Genomic DNA, 15,449 nt, shown 5'->3' with positions numbered 1-15,449 from the left:
CTGTGTGCCCATGAAGGACACGACAGACTGGTTCCCGCCGCCCGATGAGCCCACGCCGATGCGCTCCGCGCAGACCGGAATGAAGCCGACTTTGCCGAAGCGGTTCTACAAGGAGGCCGGCGTCGCGGCGCAGGACGCGCTTTATGCCCTGACCCTCGACGGACGGCAGGCGCGCACGCCCACGAAAAAACCTCTCGCGGTGCCGTCACGCCCGTTGGCCGAGGCCGTTGCCGGCGAGTGGGCCGCCCAGGGCGACCACATCGATCCGTCCACCATGCCGATCACCCGGATCGTCAACTCCACCATCGATGGCGTCGCGCATCGTCAGGGAGAGGTCATCGACGACCTCGTGCGGTATGCGGGATCTGATCTCGTCTGCTATCGCGCGGGTGATCCCCAGCGTCTGGCGGAAGCCCAGGAGGCCGCGTGGCGGCCGGTGCTCGATTGGGCGAGAGAAAGCCACGGGGCGCGCTTCAACCTCCCCGAGGGCGTTATCCATGTGGCGCAGCCGGCCGAGACGAGCGAAGCGATCCGACGGGCCGTCGAGGAGATCGGATCGCCCTATGCGCTCGCCGCGCTCCACGTGATGACGACCCTGTCCGGATCGGTTCTCATCGCCCTGGCGCATGCGGCAGGGCGATTGGACGTCGATGAGGCGTGGAATGCCGCCCATGTGGACGAGCTCTTCCAGGAAGCGCTCTGGGGCGAAGACGAAGACGCGCTGGAGCGTCGTCGCCGTCGCAAGGCCGATTTTGAGGCGGCGTCAGAAGTCTTCCGGCTCGCCTCGCGCTAAGCTGCGCTCCCGGCTCAGGCGTGCCGGAAGCTGATGCCGCATTTCTTGCGCACCGAGGCTTCCTCGATGGCCTGCATGGTGCCCTTCAGCCGGGCGAGTTCGGCCGTCTGGGCGTTGTTGCCGCCGACGAAAAAGGCCGCCGGCCAGAAGATGACGACGGCCGCCGTGGTGGCGACGGTGTCCTTGGTCCGCTGCGAATCCTGCGCACCGGAAGCCGCGGCCGCGGCCGAACTGACGCGCTCAGCCTCCTGGCCGAGTTCGCGGCAACTATAGCCCTGATAGGCGCCCGATGGCACGTAGGTGGCCGCGACCTCGTCCGAGCGGCTGGCGCAGCTTGCGAGAGCAAGCGAGAACATTGCGGCAGCCAGTGCCGCCCCCTGATAAAATTGCATGTTTGTCTCTTGTGAAGTGTTATAGCGAAGCTTTCTTATCGGGAGTCGCTCGGTGTGGGAAGTGCGATGCGACACATCACGCCGGGATGTTTGAATGAGCAGGGCTGTGGTAAGGCGGAGCGAGGCTTATCCGGTGTTCAAGAGTTCATCCCATGAAAGACATGCTCGAACGGCTCGAAGACAGGCGCGCAGAGGCACGCCTCGGCGGCGGTGAGGCGCGCATCGCGGCCCAGCACGGGCGTGGGAAGCTGACGGCCCGCGAACGCATCGAATTGCTGCTCGACCATGGGTCGTTCGAGGAGTTCGACATGTTCGTCGAGCACCGCTCGACCGATTTCGGCATGGAGAAGTCGAAGATCCCCGGCGACGGCGTGGTCACCGGCTGGGGCACGGTCAACGGCCGCACGGTCTTCGTTTTCGCCAAGGACTTCACCGTGTTCGGCGGCTCGCTCTCCGAAGCCCATGCCAACAAGATCATGAAGATCCAGGACATGGCCCTGCGGATGCGTGCGCCGATCGTCGGCCTGTTCGATGCCGGCGGAGCGCGGATCCAGGAAGGTGTTGCGGCGCTCGGCGGTTACGGCGAAGTGTTCAAGCGCAACGTGATCGCCTCAGGCGTCATTCCGCAGATTTCGGTGATCATGGGACCCTGCGCCGGCGGCGACGTGTACTCGCCCGCCATGACCGATTTCATCTTCATGGTGCGTGACCGGTCCTACATGTTCGTGACCGGTCCGGAGGTCGTGCGCACCGTCACCAACGAGACGGTGACGTCGGAGGAACTTGGCGGCGCGCGGGTGCATACCACGAAATCATCGGTCGCCGACGGCGCCTTTGACAATGACGTGGAGGCGCTGCTCCAGGTCCGGCGGCTGATCGATTTCCTGCCGGCGAACAACCTCGAGGGCGTGCCGGAGCTCCCGAGCTTCGACGATCCCGGCCGCGTCGACGCGAGCCTCGATACGCTCGTGCCTGACAATCCCAACAAGCCCTACGACATGAAGGAGCTCATCCTCAAGATCGTCGACGAGGGCGACTTCTTCGAGATCCAGGAAGCTTTTGCCCGCAACATCATCACCGGTTTTTGCCGGGTCGAAGGGCGCACGGTCGGCATCGTCGCCAACCAGCCCATGGTGCTGGCGGGTGTGCTCGACTCCGATGCCTCCCGCAAGGCCGCGCGCTTCATCCGCTTCTGCGACGCCTTCAACATCCCGATTGTCACCTTCGAGGACGTGCCGGGCTTTCTGCCCGGAACAGCGCAGGAATACGGTGGCCTGATCAAGCACGGGGCCAAGCTGCTCTTCGCCTATGCGGAGGCCACCGTTCCGCTCGTGACGATCATCACCCGCAAGGCCTTCGGCGGCGCCTATGACGTGATGGCGTCCAAGCATGTGGGCGGTGACGTCAATTACGCCTGGCCCACGGCCCAGATCGCCGTGATGGGCGCAAAGGGCGCGGTCGAGATCATCTTCCGCGCCGATATCGGCGATGCGGACAAGATCGCGGCCCGCACCAAGGAATACGAGGACCGTTTCATGTCCCCGTTCGTGGCGGCCGAGCGGGGCTACATCGACGAGGTGATCATGCCCCATTCTACCCGCCGCCGGATCGCCCGGGCGCTCGCCATGCTGCGGACCAAGGAGGTCGAGCGGCCGTGGAAGAAGCACGACAACATTCCCCTTTAGGGAGCATCGGTTACGTCCGCTTGTTCAACATCCACTGATGGGTGAGCGTGACGTCCTGCTGTGTCAGCCCGTGTCCCGTGGGCAGGGTATGGGCCACCACATCGGCCTTCGCGTCGCGCAAGGAGGCGGCCAATTGAGCCGCGTTGTCCGGCGTGATGATGGGATCCGATGCCCCTGACAGGAGAAGGATGCGCTTGCCGGTGAGGTCCGGAATCGGCGCGTTCTTCAGCGTCACCATCGCCCGCAGCAGGGCGCCGCCGGCGAGGGATTCCGGGCGCAGCAGCAGCATCGCGGCGGCGATATTCGCCCCGTTCGAAAATCCCACAGCGGTGAGTTCGCCCAAGCCATAAGCCTCACGTGCCTCGACGACGAAATCGGCGAGCTCCAGCGCCCGCATCCTCACCTCGTCTTCGTCGAAGACGCCTTCGGCCAGACGGCGGAAGAAGCGCGGCATGCCGTTCTCGAGCACCTTTCCGCGCGGCGACAGCAGCGCCGAACCGGGCGAGATGGCGCGGCCGAGCGGCAACAGGTCGTCCTCGTTGCCGCCCGTCCCGTGGAGCAGCAGAAGCGGCGGAAGGCCTTCGGTTAACGCGGCCTCGTAGCGGTGGGTGAAGGACAGGGACGTCATGGCGGGTCAACCCTTCAAAATGGTGCGGTGGTCGTTCTTCGGTCCGGCCATTGGAGGCGCCGAAGGACCGGAGCAGGTCTGTCGAGCTCGTTCTTGGCAGATGGCCCCGCCCGGCGAAACAGTAAGACCGGCAAGGCCTTGCTGGCAGAAATGCAAGCAACTCCACGACGCTTTCCGAAACGGAAAGGAAGCCGAAACCAAAGAGACTCAGGTTCGCTTAACCTCAACGACGATTCAGGATCCGGCGTTAACCGGTTCCGCGCCCGGCCGTGCGACAGTCTCATCAAGCAGGCGATGACCTGAACCCGAGATCGAGGGCGACGAGAGATGGTACGGCAGAAACTTCAGTACTTCGTGGGACGCATCACCGAGCGGAAGGTGATCTCCGCCGCGGATGTCAGACTCCTGGAGTGCCATGTGCTCGAGGGCGGGCTGCTCAACCGTCACGAAGCCGAAGCCCTGATGGCCATGGACCGCGCGGCGACCGCCGATGAGGGATGGGCGCGGCTCTACACCAACCTGATCGTCGGATTCGTCCTGCGACGGGCCCAGCCCTCCGGCATCGTCACCGCCGACGATGCCCTCTGGCTCACATCGGCGCTCGATCTCGGCGGCCCCACGGAAACAGCCTCCGCCATTGCCTACGCCATTCTCGACAAGGCCGAGCAGGTGGATATCGCGATTCTCGATTTCATCATGCGGGCGCGGCGCCATGCCCGCCAAAAACTCGCCGCCTGAGGTCACGCTCCCCGGTTCCCCTTTGCGAATGCGCGGATCTCTAGTAACGGAGGGGACATTCATTGTCCGGCTAGTCGCGTCCGAGGGCCTATGTTCGACAAGATTCTGATTGCCAACCGTGGCGAGATCGCGTGCCGGATCATCAAGACGGCGCGCCGCATGGGGATCAAGACGGTCGCGGTTTATTCCGAGGCTGACCGGGACGCGCTTCATGTGGAGATGGCCGATGAGGCCGTCCCGATCGGTCCGGCGCCCGCAGCCGAATCCTACCTCGTCATCGATAAGATCATCGACGCCTGCCTGAAGACCGGCGCCCAGGCGGTCCATCCCGGCTACGGCTTCCTGTCCGAGCGCGAGGCCTTCGCCAAGGCTCTGGCCGCGGCCGGAATCGTCTTCATCGGTCCCAATCCGCATGCGATCGCCGCCATGGGCGACAAGATCGAATCCAAGAAGGCGGCGTCTGCTGCCGGCGTCTCCACAGTGCCGGGCTATCTCGGCGTGATCGAGACGCCCGCCCACGCGGTCAAGATCGCGGACGACATCGGCTACCCGGTGATGATCAAGGCCTCGGCCGGCGGCGGCGGCAAGGGCATGCGGATCGCCTATTCGTCCGATGAGGTTGCGGAGGGCTTTGCCCGCGCCACCTCGGAGGCTGCCAATTCGTTCGGCGACGACCGGGTCTTCGTTGAAAAGTTCATCACCGATCCGCGTCACATCGAAATTCAGGTGCTGGGCGACAAGCACGGCAACGTCATTTATCTGGGCGAGCGTGAATGCTCGATCCAGCGCCGGAACCAGAAGGTCATCGAGGAGGCCCCGAGCCCGCTTCTCGATGAGGCCACCCGCCGGATCATGGGCGAGCAGGCCGTGGCGCTGGCCAAGGCCGTCGGCTACGATTCCGCCGGCACGGTGGAGTTCGTGGCAGGGCAGGACCGTTCGTTCTTCTTTCTCGAAATGAACACCCGTCTGCAGGTCGAGCACCCGGTGACGGAGATGATCACCGGCATCGACCTCGTGGAAGAGATGATCCGGGTCGCTGCCGGCGAAAAGCTGCGGCTGACCCAGGCCGATGTCAAACTGAATGGCTGGGCGGTGGAGAGCCGCATCTATGCCGAAGACCCGGTGCGCGGGTTCCTGCCGTCGACCGGAAGGCTCGTGACCTACCGGCCGCCCCAGGAAGGCGAGACGGGCGGTGTGAGCGTGCGCAACGATACCGGCGTGTTCGAGGGCGGCGAAATCTCGATCTATTACGATCCGATGATCGCCAAGCTCGTGACCCACGCGCCGACCCGGTCTGAGGCCATCGCCGCGCAGGCCGAGGCGCTCGACGCCTTCGCCATCGAGGGCATTCGCCACAACATCCCCTTCCTGTCGGCGATCATGCAGAATTCCCGTTGGCGGGAAGGCGCCTTGTCGACCGGCTTCATCGCCGAGGAATTTGCCGACGGTTTCAAGACCATCCAGCCCGAGGGCGACGTGGCAATCCGGATGATCGCGGTCGCGGCCGCCATCGATCACCTGCAGAACGAACGCAAGCGCGCGATTTCGGGCCAGATGCGCACGCCCGCCGCTCTCGCCTTCGAGCGCGACCGGGTCGTCATGCTGGCGCGCGAGCCGCACCCGGTTCGCGTCGATGACGCCGACGAGGGCATCGCCGTGGTGATCGACGACACCATTTTGCCGGTCGTCTCCCGCTGGGTCCCCGGACAACCGGTCTGGACCGGCCGCGTCGGAGACCACTCCATCGCCGTCCAGGTGCGTCCATTGCCGAACGGCTTCCTGCTCTCCCATGCGGGCGCCGTCAGCGAGGCGCGGGTCTATACCCGTCGCGAGGCCGAACTGGCGAGCCTGATGCCCGAAAAGCAGGTGGCCGATACCGGCAAGGTCCTGCTCTGTCCGATGCCGGGGCTCGTGAAGGCCATTCTCGTGAAGGTCGGGCAGGAGGTCAAAGTCGGCGAGCCGCTTTGCATGGTCGAGGCCATGAAGATGGAAAACGTGCTGCGCGCCGAACGCGACGGCACCATCGCCAAGATCAACGCCAAGGAGGGCGACAGCCTCGCGGTCGACGCGGTGATCATGGAATTTTCCTGAGCATGCCGCTGTACTTCGCCTATGGGTCGAACATGGATGAGGCGGCCATGGCGGTCCGCTGTCCGCGCTCCAAAGTGGTGGGACCGGCACGGCTGATGCGCCACCGCTTCCTGATCTTCTCCGAAGGCTATGCGTCCGTCATGCGCGAGCCCAGCAGCACCACCTGGGGCCTGGTCTGGGATCTGGCCTTTTCCGACCTGCCCGCCCTTGACCGCTATGAAAGCCTGTCGACCGGTCTCTACACCAAGGTGGTGCAGCCGATCGTAACCGACCGGGGACCCCGCCGCGCCCTGGTGTATATCGGCCGCGACGCCAGGCCAGGCACCCCGAGGCCGGGCTATATGGAGGCGATCGTCGCGGCTGCTGCCGGGCTCGACTTCCCCGCGCTCTACATGGCCGAGCTCAATTCCTGGAATCCGAGCGCCGACGCGGCTGCGCGCGCCCTGCCGCGGCCTGCTGTCCGGCCGCTCTTTGGCGCGCCAACGAGCACGCTTCGGCGGTCGTAACCGGTTCCGCCGGCGAACCTTCGCGGGTGGCACACGTTGAACCCACGCATCGGGAAAGGACGAGAATGACGCGATCGCTGATTGCAAGACGCCTGGCCGGCCGATGAACCGGACCGCCCACGTCATCGTCCACGGCCGCGTCCAGGGCGTCGGGTTCCGCGCATGGACCCATCATCAGGCCGAGTTGCACGGCCTTTCGGGATGGGTGCGCAACCGCCGGGACGGCACGGTCGAGACGGTTCTCTCCGGCCCGGTCGAACAGGTCGCGGCCATGCTGAAGGCCTGCGAATCGGGGCCGCGCGGGGCTAGTGTCGCGCATATCGAGCATCTGGCGGATGAGGGCCGGGTGATGGTCTCCGACCGGTTCGAGGTGCTGCCGACGATCTAGGTTCCGCTGCCCTCGATCGCCCCGCCTGCGGCCTTCCAGGCCGCAAAGCCGCCGTCGATATGGGCCACGGGGCGAAGGCCCATCTCCTGTGCGGTCGCGGCCGAGAGCGCCGAGCGCCAGCCCGCCGCGCAGAAGAACACGAAGGTCTTGTCGGCCGCGAAAGCCTGCTTGTGGTAGGGGCTGTCCGGATCGATCCAGAATTCCAGCATCCCCCTGGGGCAATGAAAGGCTCCGGGCACGCGTCCCTCTCGCTCGAGTTCCCGCGGATCGCGCAGGTCGACGAGTTGCACGTCGTCCCGTTCCAGCATGGTGATGGCGGCGGAGGCCGGCAGCGACTCGACCTTTGCCAGGGCCTCGTCGAGCATCGCCTTGTAGCCGCGGGTGATCGTCTGTGGCATCCGGTGTTCTCCGCTTTGAGGCCCCCTCAAAACTGGTCATGATGGCCGCCAAGTCAACCGGAGGCTGGAATGCTCGGCTTCAACTACGTCGATCTGGCGGCCGTCCTCTTCTTCCTCGTCGCCTGGCTCGGTTATTATGCTGCCGTCGAGCTGACGCATGCGGGCGAGACCAGCCTCAACACGCTGATGAACGACTATCGCTTCCGGTGGATGGAGCAGCTGGTCGACCGGGAAAACCGGATTGTCGACACCACGATCATGTCTGCCCTCATGAACGGGACCGCTTTCTTCGCCTCGACCTCGCTCATCGCCATCGGCGGCGTGCTCGCGCTGCTGCGATCCTCGGATGCGCTGTTGCCGGTCTTCGCCGACTTTCCGTTCGGTCGCGAGACCACCGCGCTCATGTGGGAGATCAAGGTGATCGGGCTGGCGGTGATCTTCGTCTACGCCTTCTTCAAGTTCGCCTGGTCCTACCGGCTGTTCAACTACATGGCGATTGTCGTGGGAGCGGTTCCGGTTCTGCGCCACGACAACCGGGAGGAAGCGTTGCGGATCGCCCGTCAGGCGGCCGAGATGAACGTGGTGGCCGGCAAGCATTTCAATCGCGGCCAGCGCGCCTTCTTCTTCTCGCTCGCCTATCTCGGATGGTTCCTGAGCCCGTATCTGTTCATTCTTTCGACGGCGGGCGTGTTGTATGTGATGTGGCGTCGCCAGTTCGTCTCAGGGGCGCGGGCGGCCGTGATGAGGAATGATGACAGACCATCCAGAGACTGATCCGATCGAGACCGCGATGCTGGCTATGGTGGCTGCCAAAGGCCCGGGCAGGACGGTCGGCCCGACCGACGTCGCGCGCGCCATCGGGGGCGACAAGCCGGACGGGTGGGGTCCGCTGATGCAGCCGGTCCGGGCCGTTGCGGTGCGACTGATGAAGGAGGGCCGCCTCACCATCCTGCGCAAAGGCCGTCCGGTCGATCCGGACGATTTCAAGGGCGTCTATCGGCTGACGGTGCCCATGGACGGAGGGTCCTGAGGTCCCGGCAGGAGCGCGTCGGTGTGTCCGGCAAGCCGGTAGGCCACCAAGCCGGCCCATTCCTTGCTGGCGACGTCGAGCCGTCGCAGGCCGTCCGAGACGAAGGCAAAGATGTGCTGTTCGCCAAAAGTCCCGCTGGTGCGAAAATCGACCGGGTTTGCCGTCACCGGAAAGCCCGCCTTGCGGAAGACGCCGACGGCGCGCGGCATGTGCCAGGCGGAGGTGACGAGCAGCCAGCGCTCGCCGGGGGCTGGCGCGACGAGCTTTCGTGACTCCACAGCATTCTCGTAGGTCGTGCGCGATCGATCCTCGATTGTGATGCGCGCCGGGTCGATGCCGATCGCCTTGAAATAGCCTGCGATGATCGGCGCTTCGGCGGTTCCGTCGCCAAACACGGTGCCGCCGCCGCCCGAGATCAGGATGCGGGCTTTCGGATAGCGATGGGCGAGCAGGATGGTGTCGAACAGCCGCTCGGCCGAGTCATTGGACACCAGGGTCCCCCGTGAGGCGGATTCCATCGCCTCCACCGATCCGCCGAGCAGAACGATGCCGTCCACAGGCCGACCGTCATCCTGAAAGGCCGGGAACCGGTTCTCGAGCGGCAGCAGCAGATAGCTCGACATCGGCAGCAGCCCGAGCGCCAGGGTGGCGAGCGTGAAGACGAGTGCGCAGGCGATGCCGACGCGACGGAACCGCCGGGTCGAGGCGAGCAGGACCCCGAGCAGGATCAGCATGACGAGCAGGTTGGATGGGGTGGCGAAGAACCAGAGGACCTTCGAGGCGTAATAGAACATGGGCTCTCCGCGCCTGACCTGAAGCCGGCAGGCTTACGACCGCGTGGTTTCAGCCTCGTAGCGCGCCTTCGTCTCGGCGTTGGGCGGATAAAGGCCGGGGAGGGGCACGCCCTTCTCGATCTCGCGCATGATCCAGAGCTCCAGGCTCTCCTGCGCCACCGCCTCGTTGGCGACGGCCTCGACGAGGGCTGCCGGGATGACGACTGCGCCGTCCCCATCGGCCACGATCACGTCGTCCGGATAGACCGCAACGCCGCCGCAGCCGACGGGCTCCTGCCAGCCGACGAAGGTCAGGCCCGCCACCGAGGGGGGCGCTGCCGCACCGGCACACCAGACCGGGAGGTCGGTTCCCTCGACACCCAGCGCGTCTCGCACGGCACCATCGGTGACCAGCGCCGTGACCCCGCGCTTCTTCATCCGGGCGGTCAGGATATCGCCGAAGATGCCCGCATCGGTGATGCCCATGGCGTCGACGACGACGATGCAATCCTCCGGCATCGCCTCGATGGCGGCACGGGTCGAGCGGGGCGAGGACCATGATTCGGGCGTCGCGAGATCCTCGCGCGCCGGCACGAACCGCATGGTGAAAGCCCGTCCCACGAGCCGGTCAGAGGCATTGAACATCGGCACCGGGCCGCGCATCCAGCACCGACGGATGCCCATCTTGAGCAGCACGGTGGTGATCGTGGCGGTGGACGTGGCCCGCAGAGCGTCGGCGATGGCCTTGTCCAGATGGGCGGGGCTCGGCGTGGCGGGGCTCTGGGTCATGGCGCTTGCTTTCCAAAAGGTCCGCCGTGCTTAGCGCCGCTTCCGGCGCCTGTCACCTGAAAGCCCGCCGCACCCACAGGCGCCATGGTCAGGAGGATCGCCGATGATGGGAGATGTTCGATCAGGCCGTCTTCTGGAACAACTCCCGGCCGATCAGCATGCGTCGGATCTCGCTGGTGCCCGCGCCGATCTCGTAGAGCTTGGCGTCGCGCAGCAGGCGGCCGGTGGGATAGTCGTTGATGTAGCCGTTGCCGCCCAGCAACTGGATTGCGTCGAGCGCGCATTGGGTCGCCTTCTCGGCCGCGTAGAGGATCGCGCCTGCCGCATCCTCGCGGGTGGTCTCGTTGCGGTCGCAGGCTTTCGCCACGGCGTACACATAGGCCTTGGCGGCGTTCATGGTGACGTACATGTCCGCAACCTTGCCCTGCACGAGCTGGAACTCGCCGATGGGCTGGCCGAACTGCTTGCGCTCGTGGAGATAGGGCATGACCACATCCATGCAGGCCTGCATGAGGCCCAGCGGACCGGCCGCCAGCACGGCGCGCTCGTAATCGAGGCCGGACATCAGCACGTTGACGCCCTTACCGACCCGCCCGAGGACGTTCTCCTCGGGCACCTCGCAATCCTCGAACAGCAATTCGCAGGTATCCGAGCCGCGCATGCCGAGCTTGTCGAGCTTCTGGTGGGTCGAGAAACCCTTGAAACCCTTCTCGATCAGGAACGCCGTGATGCCGCGGGAGCCTGCCTCCGGGTCGGTCTTGGCATAGACCACGAGGGTGTTGGCGGTCGGGCCGTTGGTGATCCACATCTTGTTGCCGTTGATCACGTAGCGGTCCCCGCGCTTCTCGGCGCGGGTGCGCATGGACACCACGTCGGAGCCAGCGCCCGGCTCGGACATGGCGAGCGCTCCCAGGTGCTCGCCGCTGATCAGCCCCGGCAGGTAGCGCCGTTTCTGCTCGTCGCTGCCGTTGCGGCTGATCTGGTTGATGCAGAGATTGGAATGCGCCCCGTAGGACAACCCGACCGAGGCCGAGGCGCGGGAGATTTCCTCCATGGCGACCACGTGCTCGAGATAGCCGAGCCCCGCGCCCCCATATTCATCCGCGACCGTGATGCCGTGGAGGCCCAGCGCTCCCATCTGCGGCCAGAGATCGCGCGGGAACGCGTTCGTCCGGTCAATCTCCTCGGCGCGCGGCGCGATCTTGTCCTGCGCGAAGCCCCGTACGGTCTCGCGGATGGCGTCGGCGGTCTCGCCGAGATCGAAATTGAACGCGCGGGTGTTCGGGATCATGGCATGTCCTCCAGCGTCGCGAGATGAACTCGGCTTTCGCGGGAGGTTCGGGCACGCGCCCGGATTTGGCAAGGCTGACGAAGAGACAAGCTGGAGCGAGTGCGGCCCAGAATGCCCGGGCCTGCGGCCTATTCCTCAGCGCTGGCGTAAGCCTCGTTGCCGCCCAGGTTGCACACACCCGCATTCCTCAGGCGGGCGTGATCACGCGGGTCGCAGTTGCTGGCGAGGAACATCCGCCACTGGTTGTCGGTGCCGTAGAAGGTGTTGCGGTCGATATCGCCCGAGACGCCGGGGACGCGGCCGGTGGTGGTGAACTGCCAGAAGGTCCAGCGGCGCTCGTTGTAGCGGTGCTGCGGTTCCGCGGCGGTGCTGCGGATCCAGTACGGATAGTCGTTGAACTCGCCCTCGAGGATTTCCTGGTGGAAGGTGATGTCGGTGTAGATGATCGGCCGCTTGCCCGTATGGGCTTCCATTTCCTTCAGCATCAGGTCGATCATGGCGAGCGCCTGGGCCCTGGGAACCTTGCGGGGGCAGTTCACCGATTCGCCGTTCCATTCCACGTCGAGGACGGGGGGAAGGGCCTCGGGGTCCTGGGGCACGTTCTTCTTGAACCACATGGCCTGTTCATGGGCCGGGCGGCACCAATAGACGAAATGGTACGCGCCGCGGGGCACGCCGGCGCGCTTGGCCCCGTACCAGTTCTCCATGAACCGGTTGTCCACGTGGTCGCCGCCTTCGGTCGCCTTGATGAAGGCGAATTTGGTTCCGGCCTGCTGGAGCGCCGCCCAGTCGACCTTGCCCTGCCATTTGGAGATGTCGACCCCGTGGATCGGGAGGACATGCGCGGAGGCAACGCCCGCATGGGGTCGCACATCGCCCTTGGCCGGGTAGCGGCTCGACGGCGCGATGGCGCAGGAGGCGAGGCCAACGGCAAGCGCCGCGACCGCACCGAAGCGGGCGGCGACAAGGAGCTTGCGCAGCAGCGTCGGGGCTTTCGACCGGCGGGAGGGACGTCGAGGCTTCATCGGACCCACTATATTCAGGCTGAAATAATCTGACCAGCCATGCCGCAGGCGCGTTAACAGCGGCTTACGAAACACCGTTAACGGGGGCTCAGAGCCCGAACCACGCGGTCGCGATCCCCAGAAAAGCGAAGAATCCGACGATGTCCGTGATGCTTGTCACGAACGGTCCGGAGGAGACGGCTGGGTCGACGTTAAACCGGTTGAGGGTGAGCGGAACGAAGATTCCGCCCAATGCCGCAAACAGCAGCACCGTCATCAGGGCGAGGCCCATGACCACGCCGAGATCGAAATCCCGGAACCACAGACCGGCGATGGACCCCATGATGACGGCGAAGACGACGCCGTTGAGAAGGCCCACCAGCGCCTCGCGGCGGATGATGCGCCAGGCGTTCGAGCGGCCGAGTTCGCGGGTGGCCAGTGCCCGGACCGCGACCGTCATGGTCTGCGTGCCCGCATTGCCGCCCATCGAGGCGACGATGGGCATCAGGACGGCGAGCGCCACCATATGCTGGAGGGAGGCGGCGAACACGTCGATGACATTGGCGGCCACAATCGCCGTGCACATGTTGGCGAAGAGCCACGGGAAGCGGCTCCGCTGGGTGGTCATGACCGTGTCTGACAGCTCTTCGTCGGAATGCACGCCGCCGAGCTGCTTGATGTCGGCATCCGCTTCCTCCTCGAGCACGTCGACGATGTCGTCGACCATCATCACGCCGACGAGCCGGTTGGCGTCGTCGACGACAGCCGCGGAGACGAGGTTGTAGCGCTCGAACATGCGCGCGACCTCCTCCTGCTCGTCGGTCGCCTTCACCCGGTCGGGCTGGTCGTCCATGATCTCCCCGATCGAGACGGGGCGCTTCGACCGCAGAAGGCGGTCAAGGGCAACGGCGCCCAGAAGATCCCCGGCCGGATCGATGACGAAGATCTCGTAGAAGGTCTCCGGCAGATCGGGGGTCTCGCGCATGAAGTCGATCGTCTGCCCCGTCGTCCAAAACGGCGGCACGGCGATGAACTCCGTCTGCATGCGCCGTCCGGCGCTGTCTTCCGGATAATCCAGCGACCGCTGCAGGGCGACCCGCTCGATGGCCGGCAGGCGGTCGAGAACGTCCGCCTTGTCCTCGTCGTCGAGGCTCTCGAGGATGGTGACGGCGTCGTCCGCTTCGAGGTCGCGTACGCCCTCGGCGACCGTGGAGGTCTCGAGCTCCTCGAGGATCTCCTCACGGACCGAATCGTCCACCTCGGTCAGCGCGGTGAAGTCGAAATCCGAGCCCAGCAACTCGATCAGGCGCGGCCGGTGGTCGGTGTCGAGGGCTTCCAGCAGGTCGCCCATTTCCGATTCGTGGAAATCCTCCACAAGATGATGAAGCCGGTCGGTGTCGGATGCATCGATGGCGGCCCCGACGGCCTGAAGGAATTGAGAATTCAGCTCGCCTTCGTCGTCGCGGAAGGTCATCGGAGCCATCTCGCCATCGGACGAGCGCGGCGGCGTCAGGTGGTCGACGTCCTGCATGGGCTGCTCCTCGACGGCAAATCCGACGGCCTTTTAGGCGGGCGGCGCGTCCAGCACAATGCATCGCACAGGCTTTGACGCAGGACGGGGTGGGGGCGGATGCCTTCAGATTCCAGACGGCCAGCGGCGGCGGCCAATCATCGGGAAGGGCGAGCACCACGGGTGTGATGGCGAAGCGGAGCCGTGCCAAGATGACAAGGCCGCGCAGGCAACAAAAAAGGCCCCTGCGAGGGACCTTTTTGTGAACACCCGGAGGCGTTCGTCAAGTTTGGTGCGGCCAAGAGGACTCGAACCTCCACGGGTCTCCCCGCTACCACCTCAAGGTAGTGCGTCTACCAATTCCGCCATGGCCGCAGAACTTGAACCGGGGACCGTGATCCCTGGCGAGGCGGTGGCTATACAAGATGGATTGCAGGACCGCAAGCCCACGGATCGAAGACTTTCCGCAGCGTTGCGGCCCGGATGAAATCCAATCGCTCCGCTGCCTTCCGCGGCGGCTTGTTTTGACGTCGCGCTCCCATATGTCAGGCCCAGTTGACGTGACTGAAAATCCGGGATCAATCCGCGTTCCCGCCCTCAGCGCGTCCGGATGGATTGTTGTGACAAGCCTTCGCGATCACCTCGCCGATCGTTTCCCCGCCGCGGCCGGCTCCGCGCCGGTCGAATGGATCGTGGCGGATGGGCTCACCGGCTACGAGGAGGCTGTCGCCTTCATGGAGGCGCGGGCCGAAGCGATTGCACAGGGCAGGGCGCCCGAGCTGGTCTGGCTCGTCGAGCATCCCCCGCTCTACACCGCCGGCACCTCCGCCAACGACGCCGACCTCGTGGAGCCCGACCGCTTTCCCGTGTTCAAAAGCGGGCGAGGGGGCCAATACACCTATCACGGCCCCGGCCAGCGGGTGGCCTATGTGATGCTCGATCTCAGCCGTCGCCAGCAGGACTTGCGGCGCTATGTGGCGGCCCTGGAATCATGGCTGATCGGCGCGCTGGACGCGTTCGGAATCAGCGGCGAACGACGCGACGACCGCGTCGGCGTCTGGGTCAGGCGACCCGACAGGGGTGAGGGGGTCGAGGACAAGATCGCGGCGCTCGGCATTCGCGTGCGCCGTTGGGTCAGCTTTCACGGCATCAGCCTCAACGTGAATCCCGACCTGTCCCATTTCACCGGCATCGTTCCCTGCGGCGTGCGCCTGCATGGGGTCACGAGCCTTGCCGATCTCGGAAAGCAGGTGACGATGGGGGAGGTCGATCGCGTGCTGCGGGAACGCTTCGAGACGATTTTCGGCCCCACCCTTCGACCGTGACGGGCAGGTTCGGGTTCGCGCGTCACCGAGAAGTCACAAGCGTGGGATTTTCACCGCTGTTTCGGCCGATGGCGCCTCTTGGCTTCTCCCAAGGGGCGCTTCATGCTC

At 65.4% G+C, this 15,449-nt stretch carries 17 protein-coding genes and 1 tRNA gene; 9 read left to right on the top strand and 9 right to left on the bottom strand.

Annotation, left to right across the window (positions count from 1 at the left end; translation table 11 throughout):
- Nucleotides 1-10: 10 nt before the first annotated feature.
- Nucleotides 11-793, top strand: coding sequence for an ATP12 family chaperone protein (locus J4G32_RS03030; protein ID WP_210484333.1), 783 nt, complete (start codon nt 11-13; stop codon nt 791-793).
- Between the two features lie 14 nt (nt 794-807).
- Here J4G32_RS03030 and J4G32_RS03025 read toward each other — a convergent pair whose 3' ends face one another.
- Nucleotides 808-1,185 carry a hypothetical protein gene (locus tag J4G32_RS03025; protein ID WP_210484331.1) on the bottom strand — a complete coding sequence of 126 codons (378 nt, stop codon included), beginning with the start codon at nt 1,183-1,185 and terminating at the stop codon, nt 808-810.
- Nucleotides 1,186-1,337: 152 nt separating this feature from the next.
- Between J4G32_RS03025 and J4G32_RS03020 the strand changes: the two genes are divergently transcribed.
- Complete coding sequence (locus J4G32_RS03020; protein WP_210484323.1) at nt 1,338-2,870, top strand: acyl-CoA carboxylase subunit beta; 1,533 nt, start codon at nt 1,338-1,340, stop codon at nt 2,868-2,870.
- A 10-nt stretch (nt 2,871-2,880) separates the two neighbouring features.
- Here the strand turns inward: J4G32_RS03020 and J4G32_RS03015 are convergent, their stop codons facing one another.
- On the bottom strand, nt 2,881-3,498 hold the full coding sequence (locus J4G32_RS03015) for an alpha/beta hydrolase (protein ID WP_210484321.1): 618 nt from the start codon (nt 3,496-3,498) through the stop codon (nt 2,881-2,883).
- Nucleotides 3,499-3,825: 327 nt separating this feature from the next.
- On the opposite strand from J4G32_RS03015, the gene J4G32_RS03010 reads away from it, so the two are divergent.
- The 4 genes from J4G32_RS03010 (at nt 3,826) to J4G32_RS02995 (ending at nt 7,221) form a co-directional block, all read left to right on the top strand.
- A complete protein-coding gene (locus J4G32_RS03010) occupies nt 3,826-4,236 on the top strand; it encodes a hypothetical protein (RefSeq protein WP_210484319.1) in 411 nt (136 codons plus the stop codon).
- A 90-nt stretch (nt 4,237-4,326) separates the two neighbouring features.
- On the top strand, nt 4,327-6,327 hold the full coding sequence (locus J4G32_RS03005) for an acetyl-CoA carboxylase biotin carboxylase subunit (protein WP_210484317.1): 2,001 nt from the start codon (nt 4,327-4,329) through the stop codon (nt 6,325-6,327).
- Between the two features lie 2 nt (nt 6,328-6,329).
- Nucleotides 6,330-6,833 (top strand): gamma-glutamylcyclotransferase family protein, encoded by a 504-nt coding sequence (locus J4G32_RS03000; protein ID WP_210484315.1) that lies wholly within the window; start codon nt 6,330-6,332, stop codon nt 6,831-6,833.
- Nucleotides 6,834-6,936: 103 nt separating this feature from the next.
- The gene (locus tag J4G32_RS02995; RefSeq protein WP_210484313.1) at nt 6,937-7,221 is read left to right on the top strand and encodes an acylphosphatase; all 285 of its coding nucleotides are present in this window, start codon (nt 6,937-6,939) and stop codon (nt 7,219-7,221) included.
- Here J4G32_RS02995 and J4G32_RS02990 read toward each other — a convergent pair.
- On the bottom strand, nt 7,218-7,619 hold the full coding sequence (locus J4G32_RS02990; protein ID WP_210484311.1) for a rhodanese-like domain-containing protein: 402 nt from the start codon (nt 7,617-7,619) through the stop codon (nt 7,218-7,220). The genes J4G32_RS02995 and J4G32_RS02990 overlap by 4 nt on opposite strands.
- A gap of 69 nt (nt 7,620-7,688) precedes the next feature.
- Between J4G32_RS02990 and J4G32_RS02985 the strand changes: the two genes are divergently transcribed.
- Nucleotides 7,689-8,393 carry a DUF599 domain-containing protein gene (locus J4G32_RS02985; protein ID WP_210484309.1) on the top strand — a complete coding sequence of 235 codons (705 nt, stop codon included), beginning with the start codon at nt 7,689-7,691 and terminating at the stop codon, nt 8,391-8,393.
- Nucleotides 8,371-8,649 (top strand): DUF3253 domain-containing protein, encoded by a 279-nt coding sequence (locus J4G32_RS02980; RefSeq protein WP_210484307.1) that lies wholly within the window; start codon nt 8,371-8,373, stop codon nt 8,647-8,649. Before J4G32_RS02985 ends, J4G32_RS02980 begins: the two co-directional genes overlap by 23 nt.
- On the opposite strand, the gene J4G32_RS02975 is transcribed toward J4G32_RS02980, so the two are convergent.
- From J4G32_RS02975 to J4G32_RS02950, 6 genes are all read right to left on the bottom strand, one after another.
- Entirely contained in the window at nt 8,613-9,443 is an 831-nt protein-coding gene (locus tag J4G32_RS02975; RefSeq protein WP_210484305.1) for a YdcF family protein, read from the bottom strand. The genes J4G32_RS02980 and J4G32_RS02975 overlap by 37 nt on opposite strands.
- A gap of 33 nt (nt 9,444-9,476) precedes the next feature.
- The gene (locus J4G32_RS02970) at nt 9,477-10,211 is read right to left on the bottom strand and encodes a ribonuclease activity regulator RraA (RefSeq protein WP_210484302.1); all 735 of its coding nucleotides are present in this window, start codon (nt 10,209-10,211) and stop codon (nt 9,477-9,479) included.
- Nucleotides 10,212-10,332: 121 nt separating this feature from the next.
- The gene (locus tag J4G32_RS02965; RefSeq protein WP_210484300.1) at nt 10,333-11,502 is read right to left on the bottom strand and encodes an isovaleryl-CoA dehydrogenase; all 1,170 of its coding nucleotides are present in this window, start codon (nt 11,500-11,502) and stop codon (nt 10,333-10,335) included.
- 128 nt (nt 11,503-11,630) lie between these two features.
- Nucleotides 11,631-12,527: a glycoside hydrolase family 25 protein gene (locus J4G32_RS02960; protein ID WP_210484299.1), complete on the bottom strand. Its 897-nt coding sequence runs from the start codon at nt 12,525-12,527 to the stop codon at nt 11,631-11,633.
- A gap of 88 nt (nt 12,528-12,615) precedes the next feature.
- On the bottom strand, nt 12,616-14,037 hold the full coding sequence (mgtE, locus tag J4G32_RS02955; RefSeq protein WP_210484297.1) for a magnesium transporter: 1,422 nt from the start codon (nt 14,035-14,037) through the stop codon (nt 12,616-12,618).
- A 269-nt stretch (nt 14,038-14,306) separates the two neighbouring features.
- A tRNA-Leu gene (locus tag J4G32_RS02950) sits at nt 14,307-14,391 on the bottom strand.
- Between the two features lie 245 nt (nt 14,392-14,636).
- Here J4G32_RS02950 and lipB point away from each other — a divergent pair.
- Nucleotides 14,637-15,341, top strand: coding sequence for a lipoyl(octanoyl) transferase LipB (gene lipB, locus J4G32_RS02945; protein WP_343232579.1), 705 nt, complete (start codon nt 14,637-14,639; stop codon nt 15,339-15,341).
- The last annotated feature ends 108 nt before the right edge of the window (nt 15,342-15,449 follow it).

Origin of the sequence: Microvirga antarctica (genome assembly GCF_017921815.1) — a bacterium.
Taxonomy (GTDB): Bacteria; Pseudomonadota; Alphaproteobacteria; order Rhizobiales; family Beijerinckiaceae; genus Microvirga; species Microvirga antarctica.
The sequence above is the reverse complement of the archived record's forward strand: the minus strand, read 5'-3'. Positions and strand labels throughout refer to the sequence as shown.

What these genes read in the sequence shown, in the direction of transcription:
- J4G32_RS03020 (WP_210484323.1), top strand. Translation starts at nt 1,338, where the DNA reads ATGAAAGACATGCTCGAACGGCTCGAAGACAGGCGCGCAGAGGCACGC.
- J4G32_RS03010 (WP_210484319.1), top strand. Translation starts at nt 3,826, where the DNA reads ATGGTACGGCAGAAACTTCAGTACTTCGTGGGACGCATCACCGAGCGG.
- J4G32_RS03000 (WP_210484315.1), top strand. Translation starts at nt 6,330, where the DNA reads ATGCCGCTGTACTTCGCCTATGGGTCGAACATGGATGAGGCGGCCATG.
- J4G32_RS02965 (WP_210484300.1), bottom strand. Translation starts at nt 11,502, where the DNA reads ATGATCCCGAACACCCGCGCGTTCAATTTCGATCTCGGCGAGACCGCC.
- J4G32_RS02990 (WP_210484311.1), bottom strand. Translation starts at nt 7,619, where the DNA reads ATGCCACAGACGATCACCCGCGGCTACAAGGCGATGCTCGACGAGGCC.
- J4G32_RS02970 (WP_210484302.1), bottom strand. Translation starts at nt 10,211, where the DNA reads ATGACCCAGAGCCCCGCCACGCCGAGCCCCGCCCATCTGGACAAGGCC.
- J4G32_RS03005 (WP_210484317.1), top strand. Translation starts at nt 4,327, where the DNA reads ATGTTCGACAAGATTCTGATTGCCAACCGTGGCGAGATCGCGTGCCGG.
- mgtE (WP_210484297.1), bottom strand. Translation starts at nt 14,037, where the DNA reads ATGCAGGACGTCGACCACCTGACGCCGCCGCGCTCGTCCGATGGCGAG.
- J4G32_RS03025 (WP_210484331.1), bottom strand. Translation starts at nt 1,185, where the DNA reads ATGCAATTTTATCAGGGGGCGGCACTGGCTGCCGCAATGTTCTCGCTT.
- J4G32_RS02980 (WP_210484307.1), top strand. Translation starts at nt 8,371, where the DNA reads ATGACAGACCATCCAGAGACTGATCCGATCGAGACCGCGATGCTGGCT.
- J4G32_RS02995 (WP_210484313.1), top strand. Translation starts at nt 6,937, where the DNA reads ATGAACCGGACCGCCCACGTCATCGTCCACGGCCGCGTCCAGGGCGTC.
- J4G32_RS02975 (WP_210484305.1), bottom strand. Translation starts at nt 9,443, where the DNA reads ATGTTCTATTACGCCTCGAAGGTCCTCTGGTTCTTCGCCACCCCATCC.
- J4G32_RS03015 (WP_210484321.1), bottom strand. Translation starts at nt 3,498, where the DNA reads ATGACGTCCCTGTCCTTCACCCACCGCTACGAGGCCGCGTTAACCGAA.
- J4G32_RS02985 (WP_210484309.1), top strand. Translation starts at nt 7,689, where the DNA reads ATGCTCGGCTTCAACTACGTCGATCTGGCGGCCGTCCTCTTCTTCCTC.
- J4G32_RS02960 (WP_210484299.1), bottom strand. Translation starts at nt 12,527, where the DNA reads ATGAAGCCTCGACGTCCCTCCCGCCGGTCGAAAGCCCCGACGCTGCTG.
- J4G32_RS03030 (WP_210484333.1), top strand. Translation starts at nt 11, where the DNA reads ATGAAGGACACGACAGACTGGTTCCCGCCGCCCGATGAGCCCACGCCG.